Raw genomic sequence first — 23,894 nt, forward strand, 5'->3', positions numbered from 1 at the left:
TTTATGAGGTTTTACTTTGTCATGAATACATTCTACGTAAATACGTCAGTACATTTTTTAAAGTAGCTCGAAAATAGAAGCAGCTCCCTGACCTGTTCCTACACACATAGAAACCATTCCGTATTTGTTTCCGCGTTTTCTCATTTCGTCAAGAAGTTGGACTGTTAATTTTGTTCCTGTACATCCAAGTGGGTGACCAAGAGCGATAGCACCTCCGTTTACATTTAGAATATCTGGATTTAACCCTAATTCTTTTTTGATAGCAACAGATTGTGACGCGAAAGCTTCGTTTAGCTCAATCAGGTCGATGTCTTTTAATTCTAATCCGGCTTGCTTTAATGCTTTTGGAATGGCATAAATAGGTCCCATTCCCATGATTCTTGGTTCAAGTCCGGCAGCTGCATAAGCAACCAATCTGGCTTCAGGCTCTAAACCTAATTCCTTAACCATTTCTTCACTCATTACAATAACGAAGGCAGCACCGTCACTCATTTGAGAAGAGTTCCCAGCTGTTACGCTTCCGCCGTTAGCGAATACAGGTCTTAATTTTGCTAATCCTTCAAGACTGGTATCTTTTCTTGGACCTTCATCTACAGAGAAATCGAATTTCTTCGTCTGCATTTTCTGGTTTTCGTCTAAGAAATTATATTCTACAGGAATTGAAACGATCTGATTGGCGAATTTCCCCTCAGCATTAGCTTTTAATGCCTTTTGATGAGATTCGAATGCAAACTGATCCTGTTCTTCTCTTGAAATATTATATTGTTTTGCAACTTCTTCTGCTGTATAGCCCATTCCCCAATAATAATCAGGATTGGTCTTTGCAATATCTGTTTCAGGAACCGGCTTATAACCACCCATCGGTATATACGACATAGATTCTGTTCCTCCTGCAATAATACAATCAGCCATTCCAGCCTGAATTTTTGCGGAAGCAATAGCAATAGCTTCACTTCCTGATGCACAGTATCTGTTTACCGTAACTCCAGGAACTTTGTCTGTATTCAATCCCATTAAAGAGATCAAACGAGCCACATTTAAACCTTGCTCTGCTTCAGGCATTGCATTTCCTACGATAAGGTCATCAATTCTGTTTTTATCCAATTGCGGAACTTCAGCCATTAATTTTTCAATAACTGTAGCTGCCATTACGTCGGGACGAGTAAAGCGAAGAGAACCTTTTGGTGCTTTTCCTACTGCTGTTCTGTATCCTTTTATTATATATGCTTGTTTCATTTTAGATTAGAGATTTTAAGACAAGAGATGTGAGACTCTTGCCTGTTTAAATAATTTTTTTCTTAATATTTTCTTTAAAAACATAAATCATTTTTTGAACTTCATCAATTTTGTTTTGTAAAGGTTGATTTATTTCATCTGAAATAAAATTCAATTTCTCACAAAGTATAAGTTGAGTTTGTAGTTCGTAAGAAGAACCATATGCAATATTTAAAAAATAATAAAACTCTTTTTCTCTTTCTCTTCCTGCTCCTTCAGCTATATTAGAAGAAATTGAGACCACGGCTCTTTTAATTTGTGAAGAAAGTCCATATTTCTCATCATTTGGCATACTAGCTAATGCTTTATAGACATCAACACACAAATTAATTGATTCATTCCAGATTTTCAATTTTTTAATATTGTGCATGATTTATAATCAGATTTATTTTTTATCTCTTAGTCTCAAGTCTTATTGTCTCAAGTCTAATTCCTAAGTGGTTTTCCATTTTGTAACATATACTGAATTCTCTCTAAAGTCTTTCTTTCTCCACAAAGCTGTAAGAAAGTTTCTCTTTCAAGGTTCAATAGGTATTGTTCAGTCACTACAGTTTCTTCGGAAAGGTTTCCGCCTACCATTACATTAGCTAGTTTATCTGCAATTTTCTTGTCATGGGCAGAGATATAATTTCCGGTTAGCATTTGATCTGTTCCTACGTAGAACATTCCTAAAGCATCTTTTCCTAAGACTTTTACTTTTTGCTCGATAGGTTGAGTGTACCCTTGCTCTGCTAATAATTTTGCAATCTTTTTAGCTTCTGCAATCTGTCTGTTTTTGCTCACAGAAACAATATCTTTTCCTTTTTCAAGAATTCCCATATCGTAGGCTTCATACGCAGATGTTGCTACTTTACCCATTGCAATGTTCATGAATGCCTCACGAAGTCTGTTGTTTTTAACATCATCACTGTGGAATTCTCTTGAAGTTCTTAGGGTTAGTTCTTTAGTACCACCACCACCAGGAATTACACCAACTCCGGTTTCTACTAAACCGATATAAGTTTCTGCAGCAGCAACAACTCTGTCAGCGTGCATTGTCATTTCGCAACCACCACCAAGAGTCATTCCGTGAGGGGCTACAACAACAGGGATTGAAGAGTAACGTACTCTCATCATGGATTTCTGGAAATAAGCGATTGCCATATTCAGATCATCCCAATCCTGCTCGATAGCCATCATCAAGATCATTGCTAAATTAGCTCCTACAGAGAAGTTAGCACCCTGATTTCCGATTACCAGACCATCATATTCTTTTTCAGCTAAATCAATAGCTCTGTTCAATCCATCAAGGACCTCGCCTCCAAGAGAGTTCATTTTAGAACGGATCTCAAAGTTGATAATTCCATCTCCAAGATCTTCGATAGCAGCACCTGAATTGCTCCAAAGTGTTTTATTTTTTCTGATGTTATCCAGGATGATGAAAGCGTCCTGACCTGGGATATTGTTATAGTTTCCTGAATTTTTATCGTAATAGATGCTTTGTCCCTCATCACTTACTTTGTAGAAAGTTCCTCCTTTTTCTGCCAATGTTTTAGCCCAATCAGAAACTTCATATCCTGCATCTTTTGCAAGTTCGGCACCTTTTTGAATACCTACAGCATCCCAGATTTCAAATGGACCATTTTCCCATCCGAAACCAGCTCTCATAGCATCATCAATTTTATAGATGTCATCAGAGATCTCAGGAACTTTATGCGATACATAAGCGAATAGTGCTCCTAATGATTTTCTGTATAATTCTCCTGCTTTATCTTTTCCACCGATAAGAACTTTAAATCTGTCGATTGGTTTGTCGATGCTCTTGGTTAATTCCAGCGTTGGGAAAGAAGATTTTCCTTGAAGCTCATACTCTAAAGTATCAAGGTTTAAACCGTGAATTTCAGATTTTCCATCTGCTGTTTTTACTTTCTTGTAGAATCCTTGTTGTGTTTTAGAACCCAACCATTTGTTATCCATCATCTTCTGGATATACCCAGGTAATGCAAAAACATCATTGAAGTCATTCGCTTCTGCGCCACTTTGACGAACTCCATTAGCTACCATAACCAATGTGTCCAGACCTACAACGTCAGCTGTTCTGAAAGTCGCAGATTTTGGACGACCGATTACCGGACCTGTTAATTTATCGACATCAGAAACATTCAATCCTAATTTCTGAACGTTATGAAGAAGATCCATCATAGAGAAAACTCCGATTCTGTTGGCGATGAATGCTGGAGTGTCTTTTGCTAAAACGGTTGTTTTACCTAAGAATTTAGCTCCATAATTCATATAGAAATCTATAATTTCAGGTGCTGTATCGTTTGTTGGGATAATCTCTAATAGAGGAAGGTATCTTACAGGGTTAAAGAAGTGGGTTCCCGCAAAGTATTTTTTGAAATCATCACTTCTTCCCTCTACTAAGAAATGAATAGGAATTCCGGATGTATTAGAAGAAATTAATGTTCCCGGTTTTCTGAATTGTTCAATTTTTTCATAAACTGATTTTTTGATGTCAAGTCTCTCAACAACAACTTCAATAATCCAGTCAGTATTTTTTATTTTCTGTAAATCATCATCAAAGTTTCCTACTTTTATTCTATCTGCAAATTTTGGAGAATAGAGTAGTGCAGGGCTGGCTTTTTTCAGTTTTTCAAAGTTTTCAGCAGCGATTCTGTTTCTTACTGCTTTATCATCTTTTGTCAAACCTTTTTTTTGCTCTGCTTCAGTTAATTCGAAAGGAACAATATCCAAAAGCAAAACTTCTACACCAATATTGGCGAAGTGAGCTGCGATACCGCTTCCCATGATTCCTGAACCAAGAACCGTTACATGTTTGATTCTTCTTTTCATCTGTAAACTATTTATTATTTATTTTTATTTTGTCAGATGTAACCTTTCGGTTTCTCTTCAATTTATTTTCTGTTATTTAAATCGTTGGCTATTTTCATGATTTCATGCATAACCTCTTTGAAGGTTTCCAATTTTTCTGGAGCAATTTTCTCCATTACCCTTTTATTAAAGCTTACAACAACTTCCTTTGAAAGATTTCGGGAGTTTAGCCCTTTATCAGTAAGTTTTATAATGACTTCTCTCTTATCGGTAGTCGTCTTTTCTTTATAGATATATCCATTGTCTTCTAACAATTTTATTATCCTTGTTAAAGAGGTGGGTTCAATGGCCATTTTGGGGCCTAAATTGGTACTTCTTGTCCCCTCTTTGGGATCTATTTTCAGAAGTGTGAGCGCTTGAACGGCTGTAGAATCGTGCTCCTGAGCGAGTTCTGTGTACATTTTCGACACAGCTAACCAGGTCTGTTTTAAGACCAGATCTACATTTTCTATTTTTTCCTTGTTATTATCCATCATTTTTGTGGTAATAGGTTTTTATCAAATTTAGTAAATATTATGCATGCATAGTATTTATTAACGTTAAAATTTGTTAACAATCTGATAGTAAACTAATTAAATTGTATGATTAGCATAATACTATGCATGCATAGTATGTGAAATAAACAAGAAAAACTTAGTATTAATGAATGTTTGTGATGTAATTGATGATTTCTTCGAAAGATTCACATTGTTGTTTTGAGTTATGATGAGAAATCAACCAAAAGCTATTCTGGAACTCAAATTGAAAGGAGGAAAGGTCTTTTTGAAAGTTTTTTTGAAGGAGTGAATACAGCATTTCCTTATGGATAGGAGGTGCAACGATTTCTGGAGCTACAAAACTCTCATTTACTTGAAATAATGATACGTTAATCAATTCTTCATGCTGAAGAAGTACATCTTCAACAATACCAGAATATAATTGATTGTCTTTTACATACCATATTTTGTCAGCGAACTCCTTTGCCAAACGCCAGTCGTGGGAGGAAAACAAAATAAGTTTATTTTGTTCTTTTGCCAATTTACGAAGTGTTTTAAGGATAATGATTTTGTTTTTTTCATCGAGATGAGTAGTAGGCTCATCCAGAATGATAATAGGCGAATTTTGGGTTAAAGCCCTTCCAATAAATGCCTTTTGAAGATTTCCATCAGAAAGGTTTTTAAGGAGGACATGCTTATATTGATCTAAAGCCAGTTCACTTATAATATGCGAAACTTCCTCACGATCCTCTTTTTTTAATTCAAAATAATAAGGGTAATAAATATATTTACCTAGAGAAATAAGATCTTCAACCGTATAGTTTTGAGGTATCACAGCTTTTGAAAAGACAACAGCAATATTTTCGGCAATCTCTTTTACGGAAAGATGTTTTACGTTCTTATGATTAATAAAGATCTCTCCTCCTAATAAAGACGTTTGATGAAGGATCGATTTTATTAAAGTTGTTTTACCTACACCATTGTTTCCAATCAATAAGCATACATCTCCTAAATTCAGATTAGCGATTACATCTGAAATTAGGGTCGTATTATATCCTATGTTGGCTTGTTTAATTTGTAGGTGCATATTTTATTTAATAAATCATTATTAAAAATAGAATGAGTGGTATGATGCTAAAGATTAAATATAAAAATTTATTTTCTTTTACTTTCAGTAAAGTATAAATAGCTAAAATAAGTGAACCCCAAAAGCATAGTGGTAATGCAACTATAAAATAATAATTATGTCCCATAGAATAAATCCAATGTAATTCCATATTAAATCTAAACATCTTAGATAATTCTAAAAAAATAATGCCACAAACAAATAAAAGGATGTGTATAACAATTAATTGTTTTAGGGATATTTTTATATTCATTAAGTTTCTTTGTTTCTCTATAATGTTTAGTTTAGATTCTTTCAGAATGACAAATGATGGTGAATAACGTGGTCTTTGTCATTCCGTAGGAATCTAAACCTCGTTTTAAATTATAAAATCCATGCTTCAGACATTTCAATTCTTTTTGCGTCTTTGCGATTAACCAATTAGACCGATCATACTTTATTCTGTTTCAAAAGCATTACAAGAATAACAGGAATCCCAAATATAGAACTTATAACATTCAGTGGAATATGGCTTTTCTCTGCTGCAATTGAAAACAACAACATAATAAGCATTCCCAGCATCATATTTAATATCCATTGTTGCCATAGTTTTGCCGGATTATAAATTAATCTGCAAAAATGAGGAACGATAATTCCTATAAATAAGATTGGTCCTAAAAATGCCGTAATAGAAGCAGATAGGAGAGAAGAGGCAATGATTATTAATAACTTCAAATGGTGTAAGTTTACGCCTAAGCTTTGTGCATACGAGTTTCCCAGTGAATTTCCAATTAAAGGTTTAATAGTTTTAAAAGATATGAATGAACCTATCAAAACCAAAACGATCAAAACAAGGATCTGATTTCTGGTAACCATATTATTCGCACCAAAAGACCATAGTATATAATTCTTTAGGCTTTGGTTTTCAGCATATAGCTGAAGCAGTGATACAATTGCTCCTGCTAAAGCAGAAACCAGAAAACCAAAAATGATCAGGTATGATTTATCCTGAAATTTATTGGAAATGGATAACAGAACCATCATTAGCAATAAACTTCCGATAATTGCCGATAGGCTAAGAAAACTATTTTGCAAAAATTCAGGAATCTGAATATCGTGGGAGAATAGAATGTAAAATGAAACAGATAAACTTGCTACAGAGGTGATCCCTAATATATCAGGTCCAGCCAATGGATTTTGGAAATACTCCTGCATAAGAAACCCCGAAGTAGGAATAGAAATCCCTGCAAGAAGCATTACTAATACCCGATTAATACGAATATCTGCAATCTGGCTATTGGGTGAGCTGTAAAAGAAGTCCTGTAATTCTAAGCTTAAAAATCCTGTATTCATGTTAATAATCGCGGAAAGAATAATTGCGATTATCAATAATGAACACAGGATTTTAAATTTTTTTGACATTATTCAGAAATAATTCTGTAAGATTTTATTTTAAGAAAGAATCGATTTTAGAATTTAAAAGTTCTTCACTCATCATTCCTAAAAATTCATCTGTTTTAGCACCTTTTCTCATATAAGTAAATGGAATAGAGCCGCCATCCCATTGCTTGAAATTTTTGGGAAAGAAATTCGGATCCAGTTTTTTCCCATCTAATAAGACAATATTTTTTGCAAGATCATTTTCTGTAGCAAATTTCTTAACTGAGGTATTCCATTCAGCCTGATCGTCAAGATTAACGAAGGTAAATTTGACAGGTTTCCCTTTTAGTTCTTCCATCTTTTTCTTGAAATGAGGGATTTCTTTCATACAAGGTCCACACCAGGTCGCAAAAAAGTTGGTTACATATAAAGTGTCATTATTTTTAGCAAGATAATCCCCAATATTTTCAGGAGAAACTTCTTTAGATATATAGGCAGAACTTCCAGAACCACTATTTTCTATTACAGAAACTGAATCCTTAGGCATTGTAGTATCTGTTGTGCTCTGGTTTTCTTTTTTACAACTAGACAGGGCAATAAGAACAAGGGCTGATAAAATGATCTTCTTCATAATTATTTTAGTATTTTTGATTTTGAAGTATGGAACAACAAATCTATAAAGGGAAACTTACAACGTTTCATTGGTTAAAAATAGCGAAAAAGGAAGAACTGACCAAAAATACTTTTTCTCTGGAGTTCGAGATTCCAGCGAGTTTACAAGATCATTTTATATTTGAAGCAGGTCAGTTTGTAAGTATTAAATTTCAATCTCATGGTGAAGATATTATTAATGATTATTCAATGACTTCTGCTCCGTATGAGAAAAAAATTAGTTTAGGGATAAAAATAAATTCTTCAGAAGGAGCTACATCAGAGTTGTTTACAAATTATAATGTAGGAGATGAATTATTAGTGAGTGAACCTGGTGGTCGCTTTACTTTAGGATCTAAGCCCAGTGAGTTCAGGACGATCATTGGTTTTGCCGCAGGAATTGGCATAACTCCAATTTTAAGTCACTTTAAAAATATTCTTCATAATGAGCCGAGGACAAGACTATTCCTGTTTTTTGGAAATAAAAACTCTGAGGAATTAATTTATAGAGATCTACTGGATAATCTTGCGAGGATACATGGTGATCGGTTACAAATATTTTATTTCTTTTCACAGGAAAAAACAGGAGATCAATTTTTCTATGGAAGGCTTGATGCTAAAAAATTGAACTTAATCATCAATCAGATTTTGCACCTTGACGACACAGATGAGGAATCTACCATCTGGGATGCAGTAGATGAAGTTCTGATATGTGGCAAAGGTGAGATGATTAAGACACTTGCCAATGCATGTTATCACCATGGAATCCCGAAAAAGAATATTCATTTTGAACTTTTTGAAGAGTTTAATGATGACATTTATCCTATAGAAAAAGAATTTCCATTAATTGAAAATGTGGAAATAGATTTCAAAATGTTGGGACAAAGTTATAAAACCGAGCTTCCTGATAATAAGGAAAAAATTCTACAACAACTATTGATGCAAAAATTTCCGGTTCCATATTCTTGTAAATCCGGAATTTGTGGCAGCTGCGAATGCTATCTCGAAGAAGGAGAGGTTGAAATCTTAGAGAATGAATACTTAACTGAAAAAGAAGAATCACAAGGTAAAATATTAGCTTGTATGTCTATAGCGAAAACTAAGAAAATAAAGCTTAACTTTGATTTCATTTGAGAGCTGTAAGAAACATATTTAATCTTGTTTTATTATCAATAGAAATTGGGATTCTAGTGGTGTGTCTTGCCAATGCTTGGGTCTTTGCACTTACTAACGGTAGGACCTATACCAAAATTTCAAAAATACCACCCCGGGAAGTTGCCTTGGTTTTAGGGACTTCTCCTAAAATGAAATCTGGTCTTTCTAATCCTTATTTTACTAAAAGAATGGATGCTACGGCTTTACTTTATCATCACGGGAAAATTAGAAAAATAATTGTAAGTGGTGAAAAGAGTAAGGGGTATAATGAACCCAAAGCAATGAAGAACTACTTGGTTTATCAGGAAGGGGTTCCTGAAGAAATCATTATAGAAGATCCGAAAGGTTTCAATACCTACAAGAGTATTTTACGTTGTAAAGATGTATACAGGAAAAATAACATTATCATTGTATCTCAGGGGTTTCATAATCTAAGAGCATTATTTTTTGCCCGAAATAACAATATGAATGCATTAGGATTTGATGCACAAGATGTAAGTAAGCCTGAAAGTTACTACAGAAACCAATTTAGAGAAATATTCGCCAGAATGATTGCTGTAGTTTATTTTTTGTTGGGAATTTCTCCTGATTAGAAAGGGTAACCAAATGCAACGTTCAATGTAGGTTTAAAAGGTTGGAAGTCTTTAAATCTCCATCTGTCACCATTAGGTTTGTTAGGATCATAGATCTTATAGGCAAAATCAAGTCTTAAAGTAATATAGGCTATATTTACTCTTAATCCGAATCCACTACCTACACCTACCTGTCCCAGGAATTTATTGAACTTGAATTCATCACCGTATCCATCATTATAATTCTTTAGACTCCATGTGTTACCGATATCTGTAAAAAGCGCGCCTTCATACATATCCGTGAAAGGAATCCTGTATTCAATATTCGTTGTCAGTTTTAGGTTATCTGTCATATAGGTTCGAACTCTTTCATCGACTTGAGAGTCAGCTGGGCCTAATCCTCCAAAAGCAACCCAGGCTCTGATATCATTTGAACCCCCATTGAAATAAGATCTGATAACAGGCATTGAAGTGGAGTTTCCATAAGGTATCCCAACTCCAATAAACTGTCTGAGAACCAAAGTTTGATTGCCATTAAATTTAAAATACTTTCTTACATCAAAATCAAATTTCACAAACTGAGCATAAGGTACTCCAAAAATGGTTCTTTGTGGGCTGGTTACAACCCCTCCGCCATCATTTCTTCTTTGGTTAAATACGCTGAGTATATTACCCGCCAATTCTACTTTTCCATTAAAATAAAAAGCATTTGGATATTCTTTTTTTCCTATTTCATTATATACATAATTATAGATCATAGAGGAAATAAGGACATCCTGAGTCTGTCTGTCTTTATTAACAAGGACTCCTGTAAATGCAGTGAAAAGATCTGCTCCTGTCTGATCAAGGGAGTTGCGATAGTTAACGTCTTCTACTATTTGTTTTGAAACTTCATCGATCGTAAGGTTTCCTGCCAAAAATTTGATTTGAGTATCATGACCTACCTGACCACTTTGAAAATAATTTTCAAATATTTCTTTTCTTACTTCTTCATCACTGGTAAAATAACTATAATATGCTGATTTATTCTTTGTTAAACTCAATTGAGTGTTAAAGAGTGTAAGTCTGTGAGAGACCCTATCATTTACTGTAGCGAGATAATTTAATCCAGTATTAAAGTTAACCCTTCCCAGACCTATATTATTTTGGATAGCTGCTCCTAAAACAATTGATGATGTAGGGCTATACCTTTTAGGAATCAGTTTATAATAGTCAAAAGGAAGGAGAAGTCTTGGGAAGTTAAGAGAAGCCTGTGCCGACAATTCATAAGCTAAGATACGCTGGCTGATATCTTTTGGATTTCTTATAGATCCAAATGTTCCCGAAAGACTTGTTGAAAGGTTTTCAGCCCCTTTAAATACATTTCTTGTAGTAAGATCGACTGAAGGTGAGATCCCTAAATTTAATATTTGGGAATAGTTAACATCCGTTCCTACCTTTAATTCATATTTTGGAAGTGGCTTAAGGATGTATAAAACATCAATAATACTGTCATTGGGTGATTTGTCGCCTCCTTGTCTTAAAGAATCTTTAGCCTTTAAAATGCTAAAATTATTCATTGATAAAATATTCCTTTTGGTAAGATCAAGTTTCTTTTGGTCATACACCTGCTTATGGCCAACGATTATATTTCGCCAAATAGATCTTGTCTGATATTTATTATCGATTTTATGAAATCGTATTCCTCTCAAACTATCCTTGGTTGTACTTTTACGATATTCACCTGACTCATTTACTATGGCAACATCTATATTCCCAATGGTTGAAACTTTATATGGACTATTTAAAGAATCTTTATGGATCTCTAATGTAAGGGGAACCTGCTTTCTGCTTTTTAATGAATCAGCAACAAAATAAATTTCATCATTAAAATTATTGAACTTGTAATAACCATAATCTCTCATGAATTCATTGATCCTTGTTACTTCTTTTTCAAGAACAGTCTGATCAAGTATCTGGCCTGATCTCACAAGGGTCTGATTAATCTTTTGCTGATAAAGATTATGGATAACCGGATCTGGAATATTATAATAATATTCTTTGATATAAGTAGGGTCTTTATGGGTAATGAAATAGGTTACAGCTGCTTTTTTTGCTGCAGAATCTATTTTTGTTTTAAATTTTACTTCTGCATCCCAGTATCCTCTGTAGGTTAATCTCTTACTAATAGACTCTGCACCTTTCTCTGCCTTTGTTTGATCCAAAATAACCGGAGGTGAACCCCAGTTATGGTACAATCTGTCCATAAGAAGACTTTTTCCCACACTACTTTTCATGTTGTATCTGATAAAAAGAGAATCTCTTAATTTTTGAGTTCTCATTTCACTAGGGTAGGTCATGTATTCATTAAGAATGGTATCATATTTAGGATTAGCAGCATTGTAAAGCAGTAGTCCCAATGGCATAAATAGAAACTGTTTCTTGTTGGGCTTTTGCTGAACGTAACCTTTTAGTTCGCTGTCAAAAGGCAGTCTGCCATCTTCAAAAGTAAATTTATTCTCTGTAAGCAAATATTCACCATCCGGAACTTTTTTTGTCGTACTACAAGCGTAAAGAAGAGTAACAAATGTTGCAAATGATATAATTTTATAATATTTTTGAGGAGAATTCTTATAATGCTTACAGCTCATACAATAAAAATTTTTCAGTCTTTGGATAAAAAGAAGTTCAGGCAAAAATACAATTTGTTTTTGGTTGAAGGTAATAAAATCATTTGTGAACTTCCCAATTCTAACTTTAAAATTAAAGAAATATTTTCTACAGATCCACACAAGTTGGATTTTTCCGAAGTGCCTATGACTCATATATCTGAAAATGAGTTAAAAAAAATCAGTTTTCTAAAAACACCTAAAGACTCTGTTGCAGTTTGTTATATTGAGCCGGAAAGAAAGATGCCGGATGTAAGTGTTCAGCTTGTATTGGATGGGATTCAGGATCCGGGAAATTTAGGAACCATTATTCGTTTGGCGGATTGGTTTGGGATAGAACAAATTATTTGCAGTGAAGATACAGTAGATTTTTATAATCCAAAGGTTATCCAAGCCACAATGGGTTCTTTTACCAGGGTTAATATGGTATATTGTAATCTTGTTGATTATCTTTCTGAAACGAAAAATATTAATATTGGAACTGATATGGATGGGGAAAATATCTATCAGTTTGAGAAACCTGAAAAACTGAATCTGATCTTAGGAAATGAAGGAAATGGAATGAGGGCAGAAACGGAAAAATTACTTCAAAAAAGTATAAGTATTCCAAGGTTTGGTAAATCTAAATCTACAGAGAGCCTTAATGTATCAATGGCAGCGGGAATCATATTAGGACAATTGTTTTCTAAATAGATAGTAGGTAGAGGTTGGAAATTAGATAAAAAAGTATTGAACTAATTTCTAACCTCTAGTCTCTAATTTCTATATCAACTGTTCCATGCTGGATACACTTTTATTCTTTTGATAGCTTTCAAGCTTTTTTCTAACGAACTTTAAGGCAACCGGCGCCAGATAAATCATAGCAACACCAAGCAGCTTCTTCTTCCAGTTAGAACTACGCATATTTTTCTTCGCATAATTTCCAACCAACGCAGTAGCTCCTAGCCTAATGATGCTATCCAAAGCATTTCCCGAGAATGCTGAACTTGCAATACCCATTGCTGTATTCTTACTGATCAGTATATCTTTTACTTCTGAGGTAAGCTGTTTTGCAATGACATCTTTTCTCAAAACTATTTTTTCATCACCATCTTCATCTACCTTTTCCTGTAGGTATTGATCTGTTAAACCATTGGTAAATGCACTTAAGCTTTCTTTTGTATTTTTAAATGTAAGAAGGTTTTCTAAATCACTAAGTTCTTCTTTCAGTAATTTCTTTTTTATTCTTAATTCTTTTAAACTTTCGTAGTTTCTGCTCATAGCTTAATGATTTAAAAATTTAATAACCTGATCTGCAACAGAATTTACAATTCTCTTTTTAAATACCATAACGATAATCATCAATAACAAGTAAAATGCGGCAACAATCAAAAAACCATAAGAGTAATTATCCATTGCTTTACCTATAAGAAATGCAATTCCAAAGTTAAAAAGAATGATGAAAAAAGCGAAGGCAACAAGTAATACAACCAGATAGGTAATCATACCAGCGGAAAGTGATGATTTTTCGGTAGCTTCTATTTTAAGCAGATCTATCCTCTTAGATGCATATTCTTTGATAGTTTCTATCATCTGTTTTTTTTTAAAGTTACAAAAAAAGGAACCTTAATGCAAAAAGTCCCTTTCATAATTTAAAAATTAATTGAAATTATATTATTTAAGATCATTCAATTCTGCTTCTACATCTTTTACAACATCTGTAGTTTTAGAAACGATTTGATCTTTATATTTATCGTATCCATCCTTTACGGTATGAGCAACACTATTTGCTGTTTCTTTAAATGTAGAAGATATATTACCATATTGATCTTTTACTTTTTCAGAAACTTCATCGTACTTGCTTTTAGCCTGATCTTTAAGATCATTAGCCTTTGTTTTTATTTTTTTTCTAGTTTCTTTTCCTTCTTCTGGCGCATAAAGCATTCCAAGCACTACACCTGCTGCTGCACCTGCAAGAAGTCCTGCTAATATACCTGCTGTATTGTTTCCTTTTCTAGACATTTTTCGTTTTTTTAATAGTTAATAATATTAGTTTTTTAACGTGTTGAATATTACAATTAATATACCAAATGGGGCTATGTCCTTATTAAAAATTGTTAAATCTTTTGAATATAAGCCAGGATTGCTTCGATGGTTTCTTTTTTGGAAAGTTTCGTATTATCAATGACAATGGCATCTTCGGCTTTTCTTAAAGGAGCGATTTCTCTTTCGCTATCAATTTTATCTCTTTCAATAAGATTTTCCTTTACCTGCTGTTCATTAGCCTCAATATCCAGACTTAAAAGCTCATGGTATCTTCTTTTTGTTCTTTCATCAATACTTGCGGTAAGGAAAAATTTAAAATCAGCATTAGGTAGAACGACAGTTCCTATATCACGGCCATCCATTATAATACCGCCTTTATCTGCTAAAGACCTTTGAGATTGTAAAAGGAAGTCTCTCACTTCTTTCTGTTTGGCAACCAGGCTTACATTATCAGAAACCTCATTGCTTCGTATTTCTTTAGAGATGTCATTTTGATTAAGATAAAGAACAAGCTCTCCGTCATTATTTTTAAATTCAAGCTGAATTTTGTCCAATGATGAGAAAAGAAGGTTAAGATCTATCAAGCCATTTTCATCCTTACAATGTTGTAGGGCAAACCAGGTAACTCCTCTGTAAAGTGCTCCGGTATCTAAATGAATAAGCCCCAATTTGTCGGCAATGACCTTTGATATTGAACTTTTTCCGGTAGACGAGTACCCATCGATAGCTATTACAGGTTTTTTCATAACGCAAATTTCAAGATTTTTTTTAAAAAATCAAGGAAATGGAAAAGTAAATATTGAAAAAAATTTAATAACGATGTCCGCTAAGATCCATAGAAACACCTATCTGATTCACATTAGAAGAGTTATGATATCTTACGTGAGCATAGTCGATTCTGAATTTAGAAATCTTAATTCCAAACCCTCCTGACAATCCGGAAAAGTTTCTTTGGTCTGCCACAGCTAATTCGTTTCCTCTTTTTACATTATATCCCAATCTGATATTAAAGTTTTTTTCAGGAAACAATTCTGCACCAATGGAAAAATGATCAGCAATTTTTCTTCCTACATTCACTTCCTGACCATCTACATTAAATGGAGAAGAAATATCAAACTGCTGTAAGTCATGTGCTGTAATTGTAATAGCCAGAGGAATTGCCTTTAAAATTCTGGTGTATCCAAGATCAATACGGAAGGGAAGGTTTTCTCTTGTTCCGTTAAAGGATTTAAATTGATATCCGAAATTTCTTGCGACCAGAGATAGAACTTCTTTGTTCTTTTTATTATGATAGGTAATTCCCGCAGTACCGGAAATTGCCGATGAAGTATAGGTGTCAATTTTTGAAGTGATAAAATTAATTCCCCCTCCAATGGTCCAGTCTTCTTCAAACTGATAAGCATATCCTGCTCCGATCGCAACATCAGATGCTTTGAATTGCCCATTTTCAAAACCACTTTCATCTGTTCTTGGAATATCACCATAGCTCATATATCGAGCATTGATCGTAGCCATATGGCCGTTATCAAAGTCTTTAGCAAAAGCAATGGTTCCATATTTAGAATCTGCAAGATATGCAGCACCATTTACAGAAAGCTGTTTGTCTGAATCTTTATTAAGTAAAGCTGGATTTGCTATAGCAAAGGAAACATCATAATCTCTTATAGTAATTGCATCGCCACCTAATGCAGCCTGTCTTGCAGATACGGGAATGTTTAAGAAAGGATAAACATTTGTTCCTGTTTGTGCATAAGAAACAATTCCTGACAGAAATAATGAAAGAATGATAATTTTCTTCAATTCAATTTATAATTATTGCAAAAATAATCCTTTTTTGTAGTTGTCAAAATATTTCTAACATTATTTACAGCTAAATATTTTTCTTTTTCCAATATTTTTAATGATTATATTTGCAAAATCAAATTTCAGGGAGATAAGCCTTAATAAAAAAGTTATAAAAATTTAAAATGAAATATAAAAGAATCCTTCTAAAACTTAGTGGTGAAGCCTTAATGGGGAACAGACAATATGGTATTGACAATGACAGACTACAAGAGTATGCTGCGGAAATAAAAAAAGTAGTAGATAAAGGTTGTGAAGTTGCCATTGTAATTGGAGGAGGAAATATATTCCGTGGAGTAGCGGGTGCTGCAAAAGGGATGGATAGAGTACAGGGAGACTATATGGGGATGCTGGCAACAGTGATCAATGGTATGGCTTTACAAGGTGCTTTAGAAGATGCAGGAATCAAAACCAGACTTCAATCGGCTATTGAAATGGATAAAGTAGCTGAACCTTTTATTAAAAGACGTGCTGTAAGACATTTGGAAAAAGGAAGAGTGGTTATTTTTGGAGCAGGAACAGGAAATCCTTACTTTACAACGGATACTGCTGCTACATTAAGAGCTATAGAAATTGGTGCTGATGTTATTTTAAAAGGAACAAGGGTAGATGGAATCTATGACAGTGATCCTGAAAAAAATGCAGGAGCAGTAAAATATAATTCTTTATCTTTCGATGAAGTTTTTGAGAAAAACCTTAAAGTAATGGATATGACTGCATTTACTTTAAGTCATGAAAATAAATTACCTATTATTGTATTTGATATGAACAAAGATGGTAATTTGGTGAAAATTGTAGACGGGGAAAATGTAGGAACTTTAGTTGATTTATAGGAATTGGATAATTGGATGTTAAAAGATTTAAAAATTTAAACATTTAAAAATTCAAAGATTACTTATTAGTCATTAATACGACTTATCATTTATAATTTTGTGTAACTATTCAAATTTTAGATATATAATGGAAGAATTAGATCTTATAGTAGAGTCTGTAAAACAGGATATGGAAGCAGCTATTAAACACTTGGAACATGCATTTCAAAGAATCAGAGCAGGACGTGCTTCTACTTCAATGGTTCAGGATGTTATGGTAGAATATTACGGAGCTCCGACTCCTATCAACCAAGTTGCTAACGTTTCAGTTCCTGATGCCATGACTATTTCTATTCAACCTTGGGACAGAACAGCTATTGGTGCTATAGAAAAAGCTATTATTAATTCTAATTTAGGTTTTGCACCTTCTAACAATGGAGAGAATATCATTTTGAATGTTCCACCATTGACAGAGGAAAGAAGAAGAGATCTTGCAAAGCAGGCTAAAGGAGAAACTGAACAGACAAAAATCGTAGTAAGAAACGCCAGACAAGACGGTTTGAAAGAACTTAAAAAATTAGAAGGTATTTCTGAAGATGTTGTAAAGGGAACTGAAGAAAGCATTCAGGCTCTTACCGATAAATACGTAAAGTCTTGTGACGAGCATCTTAAAACAAAAGAAGCTGAAATTATGAAAGTATAATTTTCAGTTTTTACCATACAAAATAGGCTTCAATTTGAAGCCTATTTTTGTATGGTATAGTTTCTATTATTTAAGTTTAATCCACAGTTAAAGACAAAGAGAGACTGAAACAGAACAACAAAAAAAGATCCGGAATTTTCCGGATCTTTTTTTGTTATTGATATCTTGTATGTTCTTTGTTTTTAGAGAATCGTTTTGTAATTGGTTTGAGAAATGCTTTGTATTTTTCAGCATCGAAGAGTTGTGAATCTGTTAATGCTTTATAGGTCATAATCACCCCAAATGGGAAAAGTATAATATTGGGAAGCCAGGCTGCAAGATATGGATTTAAAGTTCCGGACCAGGCAAGGTTTTCCATTCCCACATTAATAACATAAAAAACAATGAATATTACGATCGCAATAATTACCGGAACTCCCATTCCTCCTTTTCTGATGATAGAACCTAAACTGGCACCAATCAAAAAGAATATAATACAGGTAAATGAATAGGAAAGTATTCTTTGTTGATAGATTACAATTTTACTGAAATACTTAACATTAGGTTTGAAATCATTGGTTTTACCATCAAGAGTTGTCTTTAAATTATCCAATCTTGTATAGGCATTATAAATGATCTCCATTTTTTTATTTCCTTTTACCGTATCTAGTTTCAGCTGTTGCTTAACAGGTGCTTTCGATTTATTGTTCTTATCCATATAAGTTACGGCGGAATTGGTTTGACTTAAAACATCTCCGGTAATGGATGAAAAGAACCTTTCATTATCTTTTATATTAAGATCAATTGTTTTATTAAGCTGATTAAAAGTCTGGAAACGATAATCATCTGTGATTTGCTCTTCTTCAATAGCTTTATTGATGATTTCACTGATATCGAAATGAGAAACCAATGAATCAAATTTGATAGCCTGATCTGGCTGCTTTAGCCTAACCGCTTCACCTTTTCCTGCAAAATTATCTTCAAATACATAACCGTTATATAAAACAAGCTTAAGATAATTCTTATTAACTGCAGGCTTGAATTTTCCTTTTTCGGCTACAATAGACCGTTGATTTTCAAAAGTACTTGCTTTTGCATGGATAAAGACCCCTTCAATATTTTCTCCGTTTTCACCATATATTTTATCAAACTTCACCATGTATCCCGGAATCTGATCGATAAACTGACCGGGGGTAAAGTTAAGGGCAGGTTTTGTCTGAGCAATATTAAAGAGCATATTCTTTGCTTTCCGCTGAAAGTCAGGAATAATATTATTAGAAAAGAAAAAGAGCATTATCGAGAGTAAGGTAGTCACTCCTAAAAGAGGGACCATCACTCTGGTTAAAGAGATTCCGGCTGCTTTCATAGCCGCAAGCTCATACCGTTCTCCGAATTCTCCGAAGGACATAATACTCGCCAATAGAATCGTAAGCGGCAGTACCATACTTATAACGCTTACTCCGAGATAAAAAAGAAGTTTAAGGATTTGCCAGTAGCTTAATCCCTTTCCCATAAATTGCCCTAATTGAACCCAGATAATGTTTACAATAAAAATGAAAAACAATACACTGAATATAAAGAAAAATGGTCCGAAAAAGGTTTTTATGATATATCGGTCTAGTATTTTTAACATTCGCCAAAATTAATGAAAAAGCCACAAAGTTTACTTTGTGACTTTATAATTTATTATTTTTTTAAGTTACAATTCTGTAACAACATAATTTTTAAATTTATTTTTATCGAAAACAAACATATTAGGGTCTAATTCCTGGTTTTCTTTGTATTCTTTAATAGCAATTACAGCAACATCTTTATTTGTTCCATGTTGTTCCAGTTTTACCATCTGTTTCTTTGCAGAATCTACGAACAGATAAACATAGCTTAATCCATTTGCCTTAACAGGAGTTAATTTAATAAGATCAGCACTTACCCCATTTACCGTTTTCTTTCCTCCATAAGCTACATTGTAATCATTTCGGTAAGTTGAAAGATAATTGATAGGAGAGAACATCGTACTGCTTCCGTTAGGTTTAGCAATGGTTACCTCCATGTCATCTGCATTAATGTTATAGATCTTACTTCCATCGAAAATCTGTTCTGTATCCATGATTTTCAATTTGTATTTATCTCCGGCAGAATAATAAATTCCAGGTTCCGTTTTAGCAACCTGCCCATTTATACCACTTCCGAAAGAAAACTTGAAATAAGTATTTTTTTTAGAGTTGTAATTCGCGGTAATATCATCCAGTATTTTCTTTGCTTTTGCATCAATTTTTTGTGCACTGGATAAACCAACTGCTCCTACTACAAATCCTCCTAATATAATTTTTGAAATAACGCTTTTCATTTGTTTCATTTTAATAATCTTTAGACATTTTCCTACTTCAAAAGTTAAACAACAATTGATGTTTTCCTATTATTTACGCAGATCTTCCAAAAACTGTTCCAAAGAATGAAGGTCACTAATGATCACTTCTCTGGCTTTTGCGCCGTTAAAGCCTCCCACAATACCGCTTGCCTCCAATTGATCCATAATTCTTCCTGCTCTGTTATATCCTAATTTTAGCTGTCTCTGAAGCATTGAAGTAGAACCTTGCTGTGTAGATACGATAATTCTAGCTGCCTCTTCAAACAAAGCATCTTTTTCATTAGGATCAAAAGAACCTACAGTACTTGTAGAATCTTCTGAAACATATTCAGGAAGTAAAAATGCTGAAGCATATCCTTTTTGTTCACCAATAAATTCAGCCACTCTTTCCACTTCAGGAGTATCCACAAATGCACATTGTAGTCTTAAGATTTCATTTCCATTAAAGTAAAGCATATCACCCTTACCGATCAATTGATCTGCCCCTGTAGAATCTAAAATCGTTCTGGAATCAACACTTGATATAACTCTGAATGCTGCTCTTGCAGGGAAGTTTGCCTTGATCATCCCGGTAATTACATTTACGGAAGGTCTTTGTGTCGCTACAATAAGGTGAATTCCTACTGCTCTTGCTAACTGTGCCAATCTTGCAATTGGTAATTCCACTTCTTTACCGGCAGTCATAATTAAATCAGCAAACTCATCAACTACCAAAACAATGTAAGGTAAATAGCGATGTCCATTTTCAGGATTTAATTTTCTTTCAACGAATTTTTTGTTATACTCTTTTAAGTTCTTACAGAATGCATTTTTCAGTAAATCATATCTGTTGTCCATTTCAATACAAAGAGAATTCAAAGTATTGATTACTTTATTGGTATCTGTTATAATGGCATCATCTGTATCAGGAAGCTTCGCTAAATAATGTCTTTCAATCTTAGAGTATAAAGAAAGTTCCACTTTTTTAGGGTCTACCATTACGAACTTCAATTCGCTTGGATGCTTTTTATATAAAAGAGAGGTAAGGATCGCATTAATACCTACCGATTTACCTTGTCCTGTAGCACCTGCCATAAGTAAGTGCGGCATCTTGGAAAGGTCAGCCATAAAGATCTCATTGGAAATGGTCTTTCCAAAAACTACCGGAAGATCCATATCGGTATTCTGAAATTTATGGGATGCGATTACTGAACGCATAGAAACCATGGTAGGATTTTTTCTTGGAACTTCGATTCCAATAGTCCCTTTTCCTGGCATAGGAGCAATAATTCTGATTCCTAATGCGGAAAGATTTAAAGCAATATCATCCTGAAGTTTTTTAATTGCTGAAACCCTGATCCCTGCTTCCGGTACTATTTCATATAAAGTAACTGTTGGTCCAATCGTAGCTTTAATTTCAGCAATACCAACATTAAAGTTCTTTAAAAGTCCAACAATTTTATTTTTATTCTCTTCTAATTCTTCTTTATTAATGGAAATTTCTTCATTTCCATAATCTTTTAATAAATCCACAGGTGGCATTTGGAATTTAGCCAGATCCAGTTTATGATCATATAAACCGTGCTTTTCGATAAGTTCCTGAGATTTCTTTTCTGTGTCATCTAAAACGTCAATAACCGGAGCGATCTCGACATTAAATTTAATATCTCCCTGTGAAGGAGTAGATGGTGTCATATCGAAAGCCTGCTCTGGTGTTGAAACCGGAATTGTAGGTTTAGTATTGAGGTTGAGATTGACTGATTTAGAAAGGTCTTCCCCGTCTTCAAAGGAAGTATGATTTGGAGTGGTAATTGTCTCAAGGTTTGTCGAAACCGGAACTTCTGGAAACCCTTTAGGTACGTTTACCGTTTCCTGTACTTTAATTGGCTGTGTAGTATCTGTAACAGAAATATTAGGATGATCTTCTTCTGCCTCTTCTTCAAGTTCGTCATCAGCTTTAAAATTCTCATCAGAACTAGGCATCATTGATTTTACTTTTCCTATAGTATTTTCATTGATATTGTTAAGCTTTGCTTTAATGGAACTTGGACGTAAATTAAATTCCAATATAAAATAGAGCGCAATACTGGAAGCCAATACCAACCAAAGCCCAACTGTTCCTATTATCGCATTGAGAGAATCCATGATCTGGTAACCATAAACTCCTCCTAAAACACCTTGTCCTTTTGTAATGGCTCCCATAAAAATAGGAACCCAGCAGATGAAAAATAAAGAATGACCAATAGTTTTCCAGGGCTTGAATATTTTCTTTTTTAAAATTAATGTTCCAACAACTAAGAATAAAAATGCTATGATAAAAGAAGCTACCCCAATACTGTCGAATATAAAAATATTTCCAAGCCAATCTCCTACTTTACCAAAAATGTTAGAAGATTGTATACTTTTATCCAGCATAGTTCCAGCTTGGCTTTGATCCGCTTTCCAGTTCATTAAATAGGAAATGAAAGAAAAGATAAGAACGACAGAAAAAAGTATGAAAGTAAGCCCGAAAAATATACGGGGTTTAGATAGAATTTTGCCTTTTTCAGATAGGTCTTGTTGCTTTGTTTGTGTCTTTTTGTCCATAATATCAATGAGGGCAAATTTAGTGTTTTTTCAATACTAAAGAATATTTTTTATTCAAAAAGAACTGTTAATTTATCGTCATTTTTTGCAATATTCTTATCATTTCTGTTGGTTATTAGGGTGAAAGTATTTAAAAATAAAAGATAAAATAAATTCATTTTTTGAACTAGTTCAAATATTCCGTAATTCGACGGATATACCTTTGTGCCATGAAATTTAATAAATGTAATTAACATGGAAAAAGCAATTCTAATTATCGACGTACAAAATGATTATTTTTCTGGGGGAGCACATTCTTTATATGATCCAGAAAAGGCAGTTAAGAATGCAGCATTGGTTTTGGAAAAGGCCCGTGACAGGAGTGTAGAAATTGTTTACATTCAACATGTCAGTATAAATGAAGGAGCGGACTTCTTTCTACCGGACACTTATGGGATCGAAATCAATGATTGGGTGAAACCTAATGAAGGAGAGAAAATCATTACAAAAAATTATCCAAACAGTTTTAGAGAGACTGATCTTTTGGAACACCTTCAGGAAAAGAAAATAAAAGAATTGATTGTCTTTGGAATGATGACAGATGTCTGTATTGATGCCACAGTACGAGCAGCAAAGGATCTTGGATTTAAGATAACAGTAATCTGCGATGCTTGTACGACCGAAGATAGGGAGCTCAATGGTCAACTTATTAAGGCACTTGATGTACATGTAGGCTATCTTGCAGGCCTTTCAGCTTTGGGTAATTTTTATGCGGATGTTATCACAGCAAAAGAATTTTTAAACGCTTAATGAAGCCAATAACTTTCAAATTTTTGTAAAGATATCAACGATGTTGGTATCTTTATACTGTTTTATGTTTAGTGTGCTTATGAAAGATGTCCTGTATAAAAATATAAGTAAGTATGCTCAGCTTACTGAAAATGAGTTTGAAATTTTTGCTGAGTCCTTTGAACTCAGGGAATATAAGAAGAAAGACCTTATATTGAAAGAAGGAGATTACTGTCTTTTTGAAGGCTTCGTGCTTGATGGATGCTTTAAAATATTCTTTCTGAATGAAAATGGACTGGAGCAAACATTATATTTTGCAGTCAAGGACTGGTGGATTACAGATCTTGACAGCTTTATAAATAATGTTCCAAGCACTTTATCTATCGAGGCTTTGGAGGATAGTAAAGTACTACTGATCTCAAAAAAACAAAAATTGGATTTATATGAAAAGTTACCTGTGGTTGAAAGACTTTTCAGAATAATGAATCAGCAGGCGTCAATAGCCTTGCAAAGAAGGATTCTTTCTTTAATGACTAAAACAGCAGATAAGCGCTATATCGAATTTCTGCAAAAATACCCCGGGCTTGAACAACGCCTTACACAGCAACAAATTGCATCTTATTTAGGGATTTCTCATGAATTTTTAAGCAAAATAAGAAAGAAAACAGTGCTTGGGAAATAGACAAGCTCAATGATGTA

23 protein-coding genes are annotated in these 23,894 nt (G+C 33.8%); 7 read left to right on the forward strand and 16 right to left on the reverse strand.

Features of this window, described 5'->3' with window-relative positions:
* Positions 1-57: 57 nt before the first annotated feature.
* The 7 genes from JHL15_RS11765 to JHL15_RS11795 form a co-directional block, all read right to left on the reverse strand.
* Positions 58-1,236, reverse strand: a complete 1,179-nt coding sequence (locus JHL15_RS11765; RefSeq protein WP_200245928.1) for a thiolase family protein — start codon at positions 1,234-1,236, stop codon at positions 58-60.
* A gap of 46 nt (positions 1,237-1,282) precedes the next feature.
* Complete coding sequence (locus JHL15_RS11770; protein WP_200245929.1) at positions 1,283-1,645, reverse strand: four helix bundle protein; 363 nt, start codon at positions 1,643-1,645, stop codon at positions 1,283-1,285.
* 56 nt (positions 1,646-1,701) lie between these two features.
* Complete coding sequence (locus tag JHL15_RS11775; protein WP_200245931.1) at positions 1,702-4,107, reverse strand: 3-hydroxyacyl-CoA dehydrogenase/enoyl-CoA hydratase family protein; 2,406 nt, start codon at positions 4,105-4,107, stop codon at positions 1,702-1,704.
* Between the two features lie 62 nt (positions 4,108-4,169).
* Positions 4,170-4,619 carry a MarR family winged helix-turn-helix transcriptional regulator gene (locus tag JHL15_RS11780; RefSeq protein ID WP_200249134.1) on the reverse strand — a complete coding sequence of 150 codons (450 nt, stop codon included), beginning with the start codon at positions 4,617-4,619 and terminating at the stop codon, positions 4,170-4,172.
* A 166-nt stretch (positions 4,620-4,785) separates the two neighbouring features.
* Positions 4,786-5,709, reverse strand: coding sequence for an ABC transporter ATP-binding protein (locus JHL15_RS11785; protein ID WP_200245933.1), 924 nt, complete (start codon positions 5,707-5,709; stop codon positions 4,786-4,788).
* A gap of 468 nt (positions 5,710-6,177) precedes the next feature.
* The gene (locus JHL15_RS11790; RefSeq protein WP_200245935.1) at positions 6,178-7,149 is read right to left on the reverse strand and encodes a FecCD family ABC transporter permease; all 972 of its coding nucleotides are present in this window, start codon (positions 7,147-7,149) and stop codon (positions 6,178-6,180) included.
* Between the two features lie 25 nt (positions 7,150-7,174).
* Complete coding sequence (locus tag JHL15_RS11795; RefSeq protein ID WP_200245937.1) at positions 7,175-7,738, reverse strand: TlpA family protein disulfide reductase; 564 nt, start codon at positions 7,736-7,738, stop codon at positions 7,175-7,177.
* Positions 7,739-7,767: 29 nt separating this feature from the next.
* Here JHL15_RS11795 and JHL15_RS11800 point away from each other — a divergent pair, with 29 nt between their 5' ends.
* Positions 7,768-8,892 carry a ferredoxin--NADP reductase gene (locus tag JHL15_RS11800; RefSeq protein WP_200245939.1) on the forward strand — a complete coding sequence of 375 codons (1,125 nt, stop codon included), beginning with the start codon at positions 7,768-7,770 and terminating at the stop codon, positions 8,890-8,892.
* A gap of 14 nt (positions 8,893-8,906) precedes the next feature.
* A complete protein-coding gene (locus JHL15_RS11805) occupies positions 8,907-9,506 on the forward strand; it encodes a SanA/YdcF family protein (RefSeq protein ID WP_394369211.1) in 600 nt (199 codons plus the stop codon).
* Here the strand turns inward: JHL15_RS11805 and tamL are convergent.
* Positions 9,503-12,115 carry a translocation and assembly module lipoprotein TamL gene (gene tamL / locus JHL15_RS11810; protein WP_200245943.1) on the reverse strand — a complete coding sequence of 871 codons (2,613 nt, stop codon included), beginning with the start codon at positions 12,113-12,115 and terminating at the stop codon, positions 9,503-9,505. The two genes, JHL15_RS11805 and tamL, sit on opposite strands and share 4 nt — an antisense overlap.
* Here tamL and JHL15_RS11815 point away from each other — a divergent pair.
* Positions 12,101-12,826 (forward strand): TrmH family RNA methyltransferase, encoded by a 726-nt coding sequence (locus tag JHL15_RS11815; protein ID WP_200245944.1) that lies wholly within the window; start codon positions 12,101-12,103, stop codon positions 12,824-12,826. The genes tamL and JHL15_RS11815 overlap by 15 nt on opposite strands.
* 69 nt (positions 12,827-12,895) lie before the next feature.
* On the opposite strand, the gene JHL15_RS11820 is transcribed toward JHL15_RS11815, so the two are convergent.
* The 5 genes from JHL15_RS11820 to porQ form a co-directional block, all read right to left on the reverse strand.
* Entirely contained in the window at positions 12,896-13,393 is a 498-nt protein-coding gene (locus JHL15_RS11820) for a phosphoribosyl-ATP pyrophosphatase (protein ID WP_200245945.1), read from the reverse strand.
* A 3-nt stretch (positions 13,394-13,396) separates the two neighbouring features.
* Positions 13,397-13,705 carry a phage holin family protein gene (locus JHL15_RS11825; RefSeq protein ID WP_200245946.1) on the reverse strand — a complete coding sequence of 103 codons (309 nt, stop codon included), beginning with the start codon at positions 13,703-13,705 and terminating at the stop codon, positions 13,397-13,399.
* Positions 13,706-13,786: 81 nt separating this feature from the next.
* Positions 13,787-14,134, reverse strand: coding sequence for a YtxH domain-containing protein (locus JHL15_RS11830; RefSeq protein WP_200245947.1), 348 nt, complete (start codon positions 14,132-14,134; stop codon positions 13,787-13,789).
* 95 nt (positions 14,135-14,229) lie between these two features.
* Positions 14,230-14,904 carry a (d)CMP kinase gene (gene cmk / locus JHL15_RS11835; RefSeq protein ID WP_200245948.1) on the reverse strand — a complete coding sequence of 225 codons (675 nt, stop codon included), beginning with the start codon at positions 14,902-14,904 and terminating at the stop codon, positions 14,230-14,232.
* Between the two features lie 64 nt (positions 14,905-14,968).
* Positions 14,969-15,958 carry a type IX secretion system protein PorQ gene (gene porQ, locus JHL15_RS11840; protein ID WP_200245949.1) on the reverse strand — a complete coding sequence of 330 codons (990 nt, stop codon included), beginning with the start codon at positions 15,956-15,958 and terminating at the stop codon, positions 14,969-14,971.
* Positions 15,959-16,125: 167 nt separating this feature from the next.
* On the opposite strand from porQ, the gene pyrH reads away from it, so the two are divergent.
* Together pyrH and frr are read left to right on the forward strand one after the other, a co-directional pair.
* Positions 16,126-16,833, forward strand: a complete 708-nt coding sequence (gene pyrH / locus JHL15_RS11845; RefSeq protein ID WP_200245950.1) for a UMP kinase — start codon at positions 16,126-16,128, stop codon at positions 16,831-16,833.
* 127 nt (positions 16,834-16,960) lie between these two features.
* Positions 16,961-17,515, forward strand: coding sequence for a ribosome recycling factor (gene frr / locus JHL15_RS11850; RefSeq protein ID WP_200245951.1), 555 nt, complete (start codon positions 16,961-16,963; stop codon positions 17,513-17,515).
* 154 nt (positions 17,516-17,669) lie between these two features.
* Here the strand turns inward: frr and JHL15_RS11855 are convergent, their stop codons facing one another.
* From JHL15_RS11855 to JHL15_RS11865, 3 genes are all read right to left on the reverse strand, one after another.
* Positions 17,670-19,127, reverse strand: a complete 1,458-nt coding sequence (locus tag JHL15_RS11855; protein WP_200245953.1) for an LptF/LptG family permease — start codon at positions 19,125-19,127, stop codon at positions 17,670-17,672.
* Between the two features lie 66 nt (positions 19,128-19,193).
* Positions 19,194-19,841: a LolA family protein gene (locus tag JHL15_RS11860; RefSeq protein WP_200245954.1), complete on the reverse strand. Its 648-nt coding sequence runs from the start codon at positions 19,839-19,841 to the stop codon at positions 19,194-19,196.
* 69 nt (positions 19,842-19,910) lie between these two features.
* The gene (locus JHL15_RS11865) at positions 19,911-22,427 is read right to left on the reverse strand and encodes an FtsK/SpoIIIE family DNA translocase (RefSeq protein ID WP_200245955.1); all 2,517 of its coding nucleotides are present in this window, start codon (positions 22,425-22,427) and stop codon (positions 19,911-19,913) included.
* 234 nt (positions 22,428-22,661) lie between these two features.
* Between JHL15_RS11865 and JHL15_RS11870 the strand changes: the two genes are divergently transcribed.
* Both JHL15_RS11870 and JHL15_RS11875 read left to right on the forward strand, forming a co-directional pair.
* Entirely contained in the window at positions 22,662-23,216 is a 555-nt protein-coding gene (locus JHL15_RS11870) for a cysteine hydrolase family protein (RefSeq protein WP_200245956.1), read from the forward strand.
* 79 nt (positions 23,217-23,295) lie between these two features.
* Entirely contained in the window at positions 23,296-23,877 is a 582-nt protein-coding gene (locus JHL15_RS11875; protein ID WP_200249135.1) for a Crp/Fnr family transcriptional regulator, read from the forward strand.
* Positions 23,878-23,894 lie beyond the last annotated feature (17 nt).

Source organism: Chryseobacterium paridis (assembly GCF_016595215.1).
Lineage (GTDB): Bacteria > Bacteroidota > Bacteroidia > Flavobacteriales > Weeksellaceae > Chryseobacterium > Chryseobacterium paridis.

What these genes read in the sequence shown, in the direction of transcription:
- JHL15_RS11765 (WP_200245928.1), bottom strand. Translation starts at nt 1,236, where the DNA reads ATGAAACAAGCATATATAATAAAAGGATACAGAACAGCAGTAGGAAAA.
- JHL15_RS11770 (WP_200245929.1), bottom strand. Translation starts at nt 1,645, where the DNA reads ATGCACAATATTAAAAAATTGAAAATCTGGAATGAATCAATTAATTTG.
- JHL15_RS11775 (WP_200245931.1), bottom strand. Translation starts at nt 4,107, where the DNA reads ATGAAAAGAAGAATCAAACATGTAACGGTTCTTGGTTCAGGAATCATG.
- JHL15_RS11780 (WP_200249134.1), bottom strand. Translation starts at nt 4,619, where the DNA reads ATGGATAATAACAAGGAAAAAATAGAAAATGTAGATCTGGTCTTAAAA.
- JHL15_RS11785 (WP_200245933.1), bottom strand. Translation starts at nt 5,709, where the DNA reads ATGCACCTACAAATTAAACAAGCCAACATAGGATATAATACGACCCTA.
- JHL15_RS11790 (WP_200245935.1), bottom strand. Translation starts at nt 7,149, where the DNA reads ATGTCAAAAAAATTTAAAATCCTGTGTTCATTATTGATAATCGCAATT.
- JHL15_RS11795 (WP_200245937.1), bottom strand. Translation starts at nt 7,738, where the DNA reads ATGAAGAAGATCATTTTATCAGCCCTTGTTCTTATTGCCCTGTCTAGT.
- JHL15_RS11800 (WP_200245939.1), top strand. Translation starts at nt 7,768, where the DNA reads ATGGAACAACAAATCTATAAAGGGAAACTTACAACGTTTCATTGGTTA.
- JHL15_RS11815 (WP_200245944.1), top strand. Translation starts at nt 12,101, where the DNA reads ATGCTTACAGCTCATACAATAAAAATTTTTCAGTCTTTGGATAAAAAG.
- tamL (WP_200245943.1), bottom strand. Translation starts at nt 12,115, where the DNA reads ATGAGCTGTAAGCATTATAAGAATTCTCCTCAAAAATATTATAAAATT.
- JHL15_RS11820 (WP_200245945.1), bottom strand. Translation starts at nt 13,393, where the DNA reads ATGAGCAGAAACTACGAAAGTTTAAAAGAATTAAGAATAAAAAAGAAA.
- JHL15_RS11825 (WP_200245946.1), bottom strand. Translation starts at nt 13,705, where the DNA reads ATGATAGAAACTATCAAAGAATATGCATCTAAGAGGATAGATCTGCTT.
- JHL15_RS11830 (WP_200245947.1), bottom strand. Translation starts at nt 14,134, where the DNA reads ATGTCTAGAAAAGGAAACAATACAGCAGGTATATTAGCAGGACTTCTT.
- cmk (WP_200245948.1), bottom strand. Translation starts at nt 14,904, where the DNA reads ATGAAAAAACCTGTAATAGCTATCGATGGGTACTCGTCTACCGGAAAA.
- pyrH (WP_200245950.1), top strand. Translation starts at nt 16,126, where the DNA reads ATGAAATATAAAAGAATCCTTCTAAAACTTAGTGGTGAAGCCTTAATG.
- frr (WP_200245951.1), top strand. Translation starts at nt 16,961, where the DNA reads ATGGAAGAATTAGATCTTATAGTAGAGTCTGTAAAACAGGATATGGAA.
- JHL15_RS11855 (WP_200245953.1), bottom strand. Translation starts at nt 19,127, where the DNA reads ATGTTAAAAATACTAGACCGATATATCATAAAAACCTTTTTCGGACCA.
- JHL15_RS11860 (WP_200245954.1), bottom strand. Translation starts at nt 19,841, where the DNA reads ATGAAAAGCGTTATTTCAAAAATTATATTAGGAGGATTTGTAGTAGGA.
- JHL15_RS11865 (WP_200245955.1), bottom strand. Translation starts at nt 22,427, where the DNA reads ATGGACAAAAAGACACAAACAAAGCAACAAGACCTATCTGAAAAAGGC.
- JHL15_RS11870 (WP_200245956.1), top strand. Translation starts at nt 22,662, where the DNA reads ATGGAAAAAGCAATTCTAATTATCGACGTACAAAATGATTATTTTTCT.
- JHL15_RS11875 (WP_200249135.1), top strand. Translation starts at nt 23,296, where the DNA reads ATGAAAGATGTCCTGTATAAAAATATAAGTAAGTATGCTCAGCTTACT.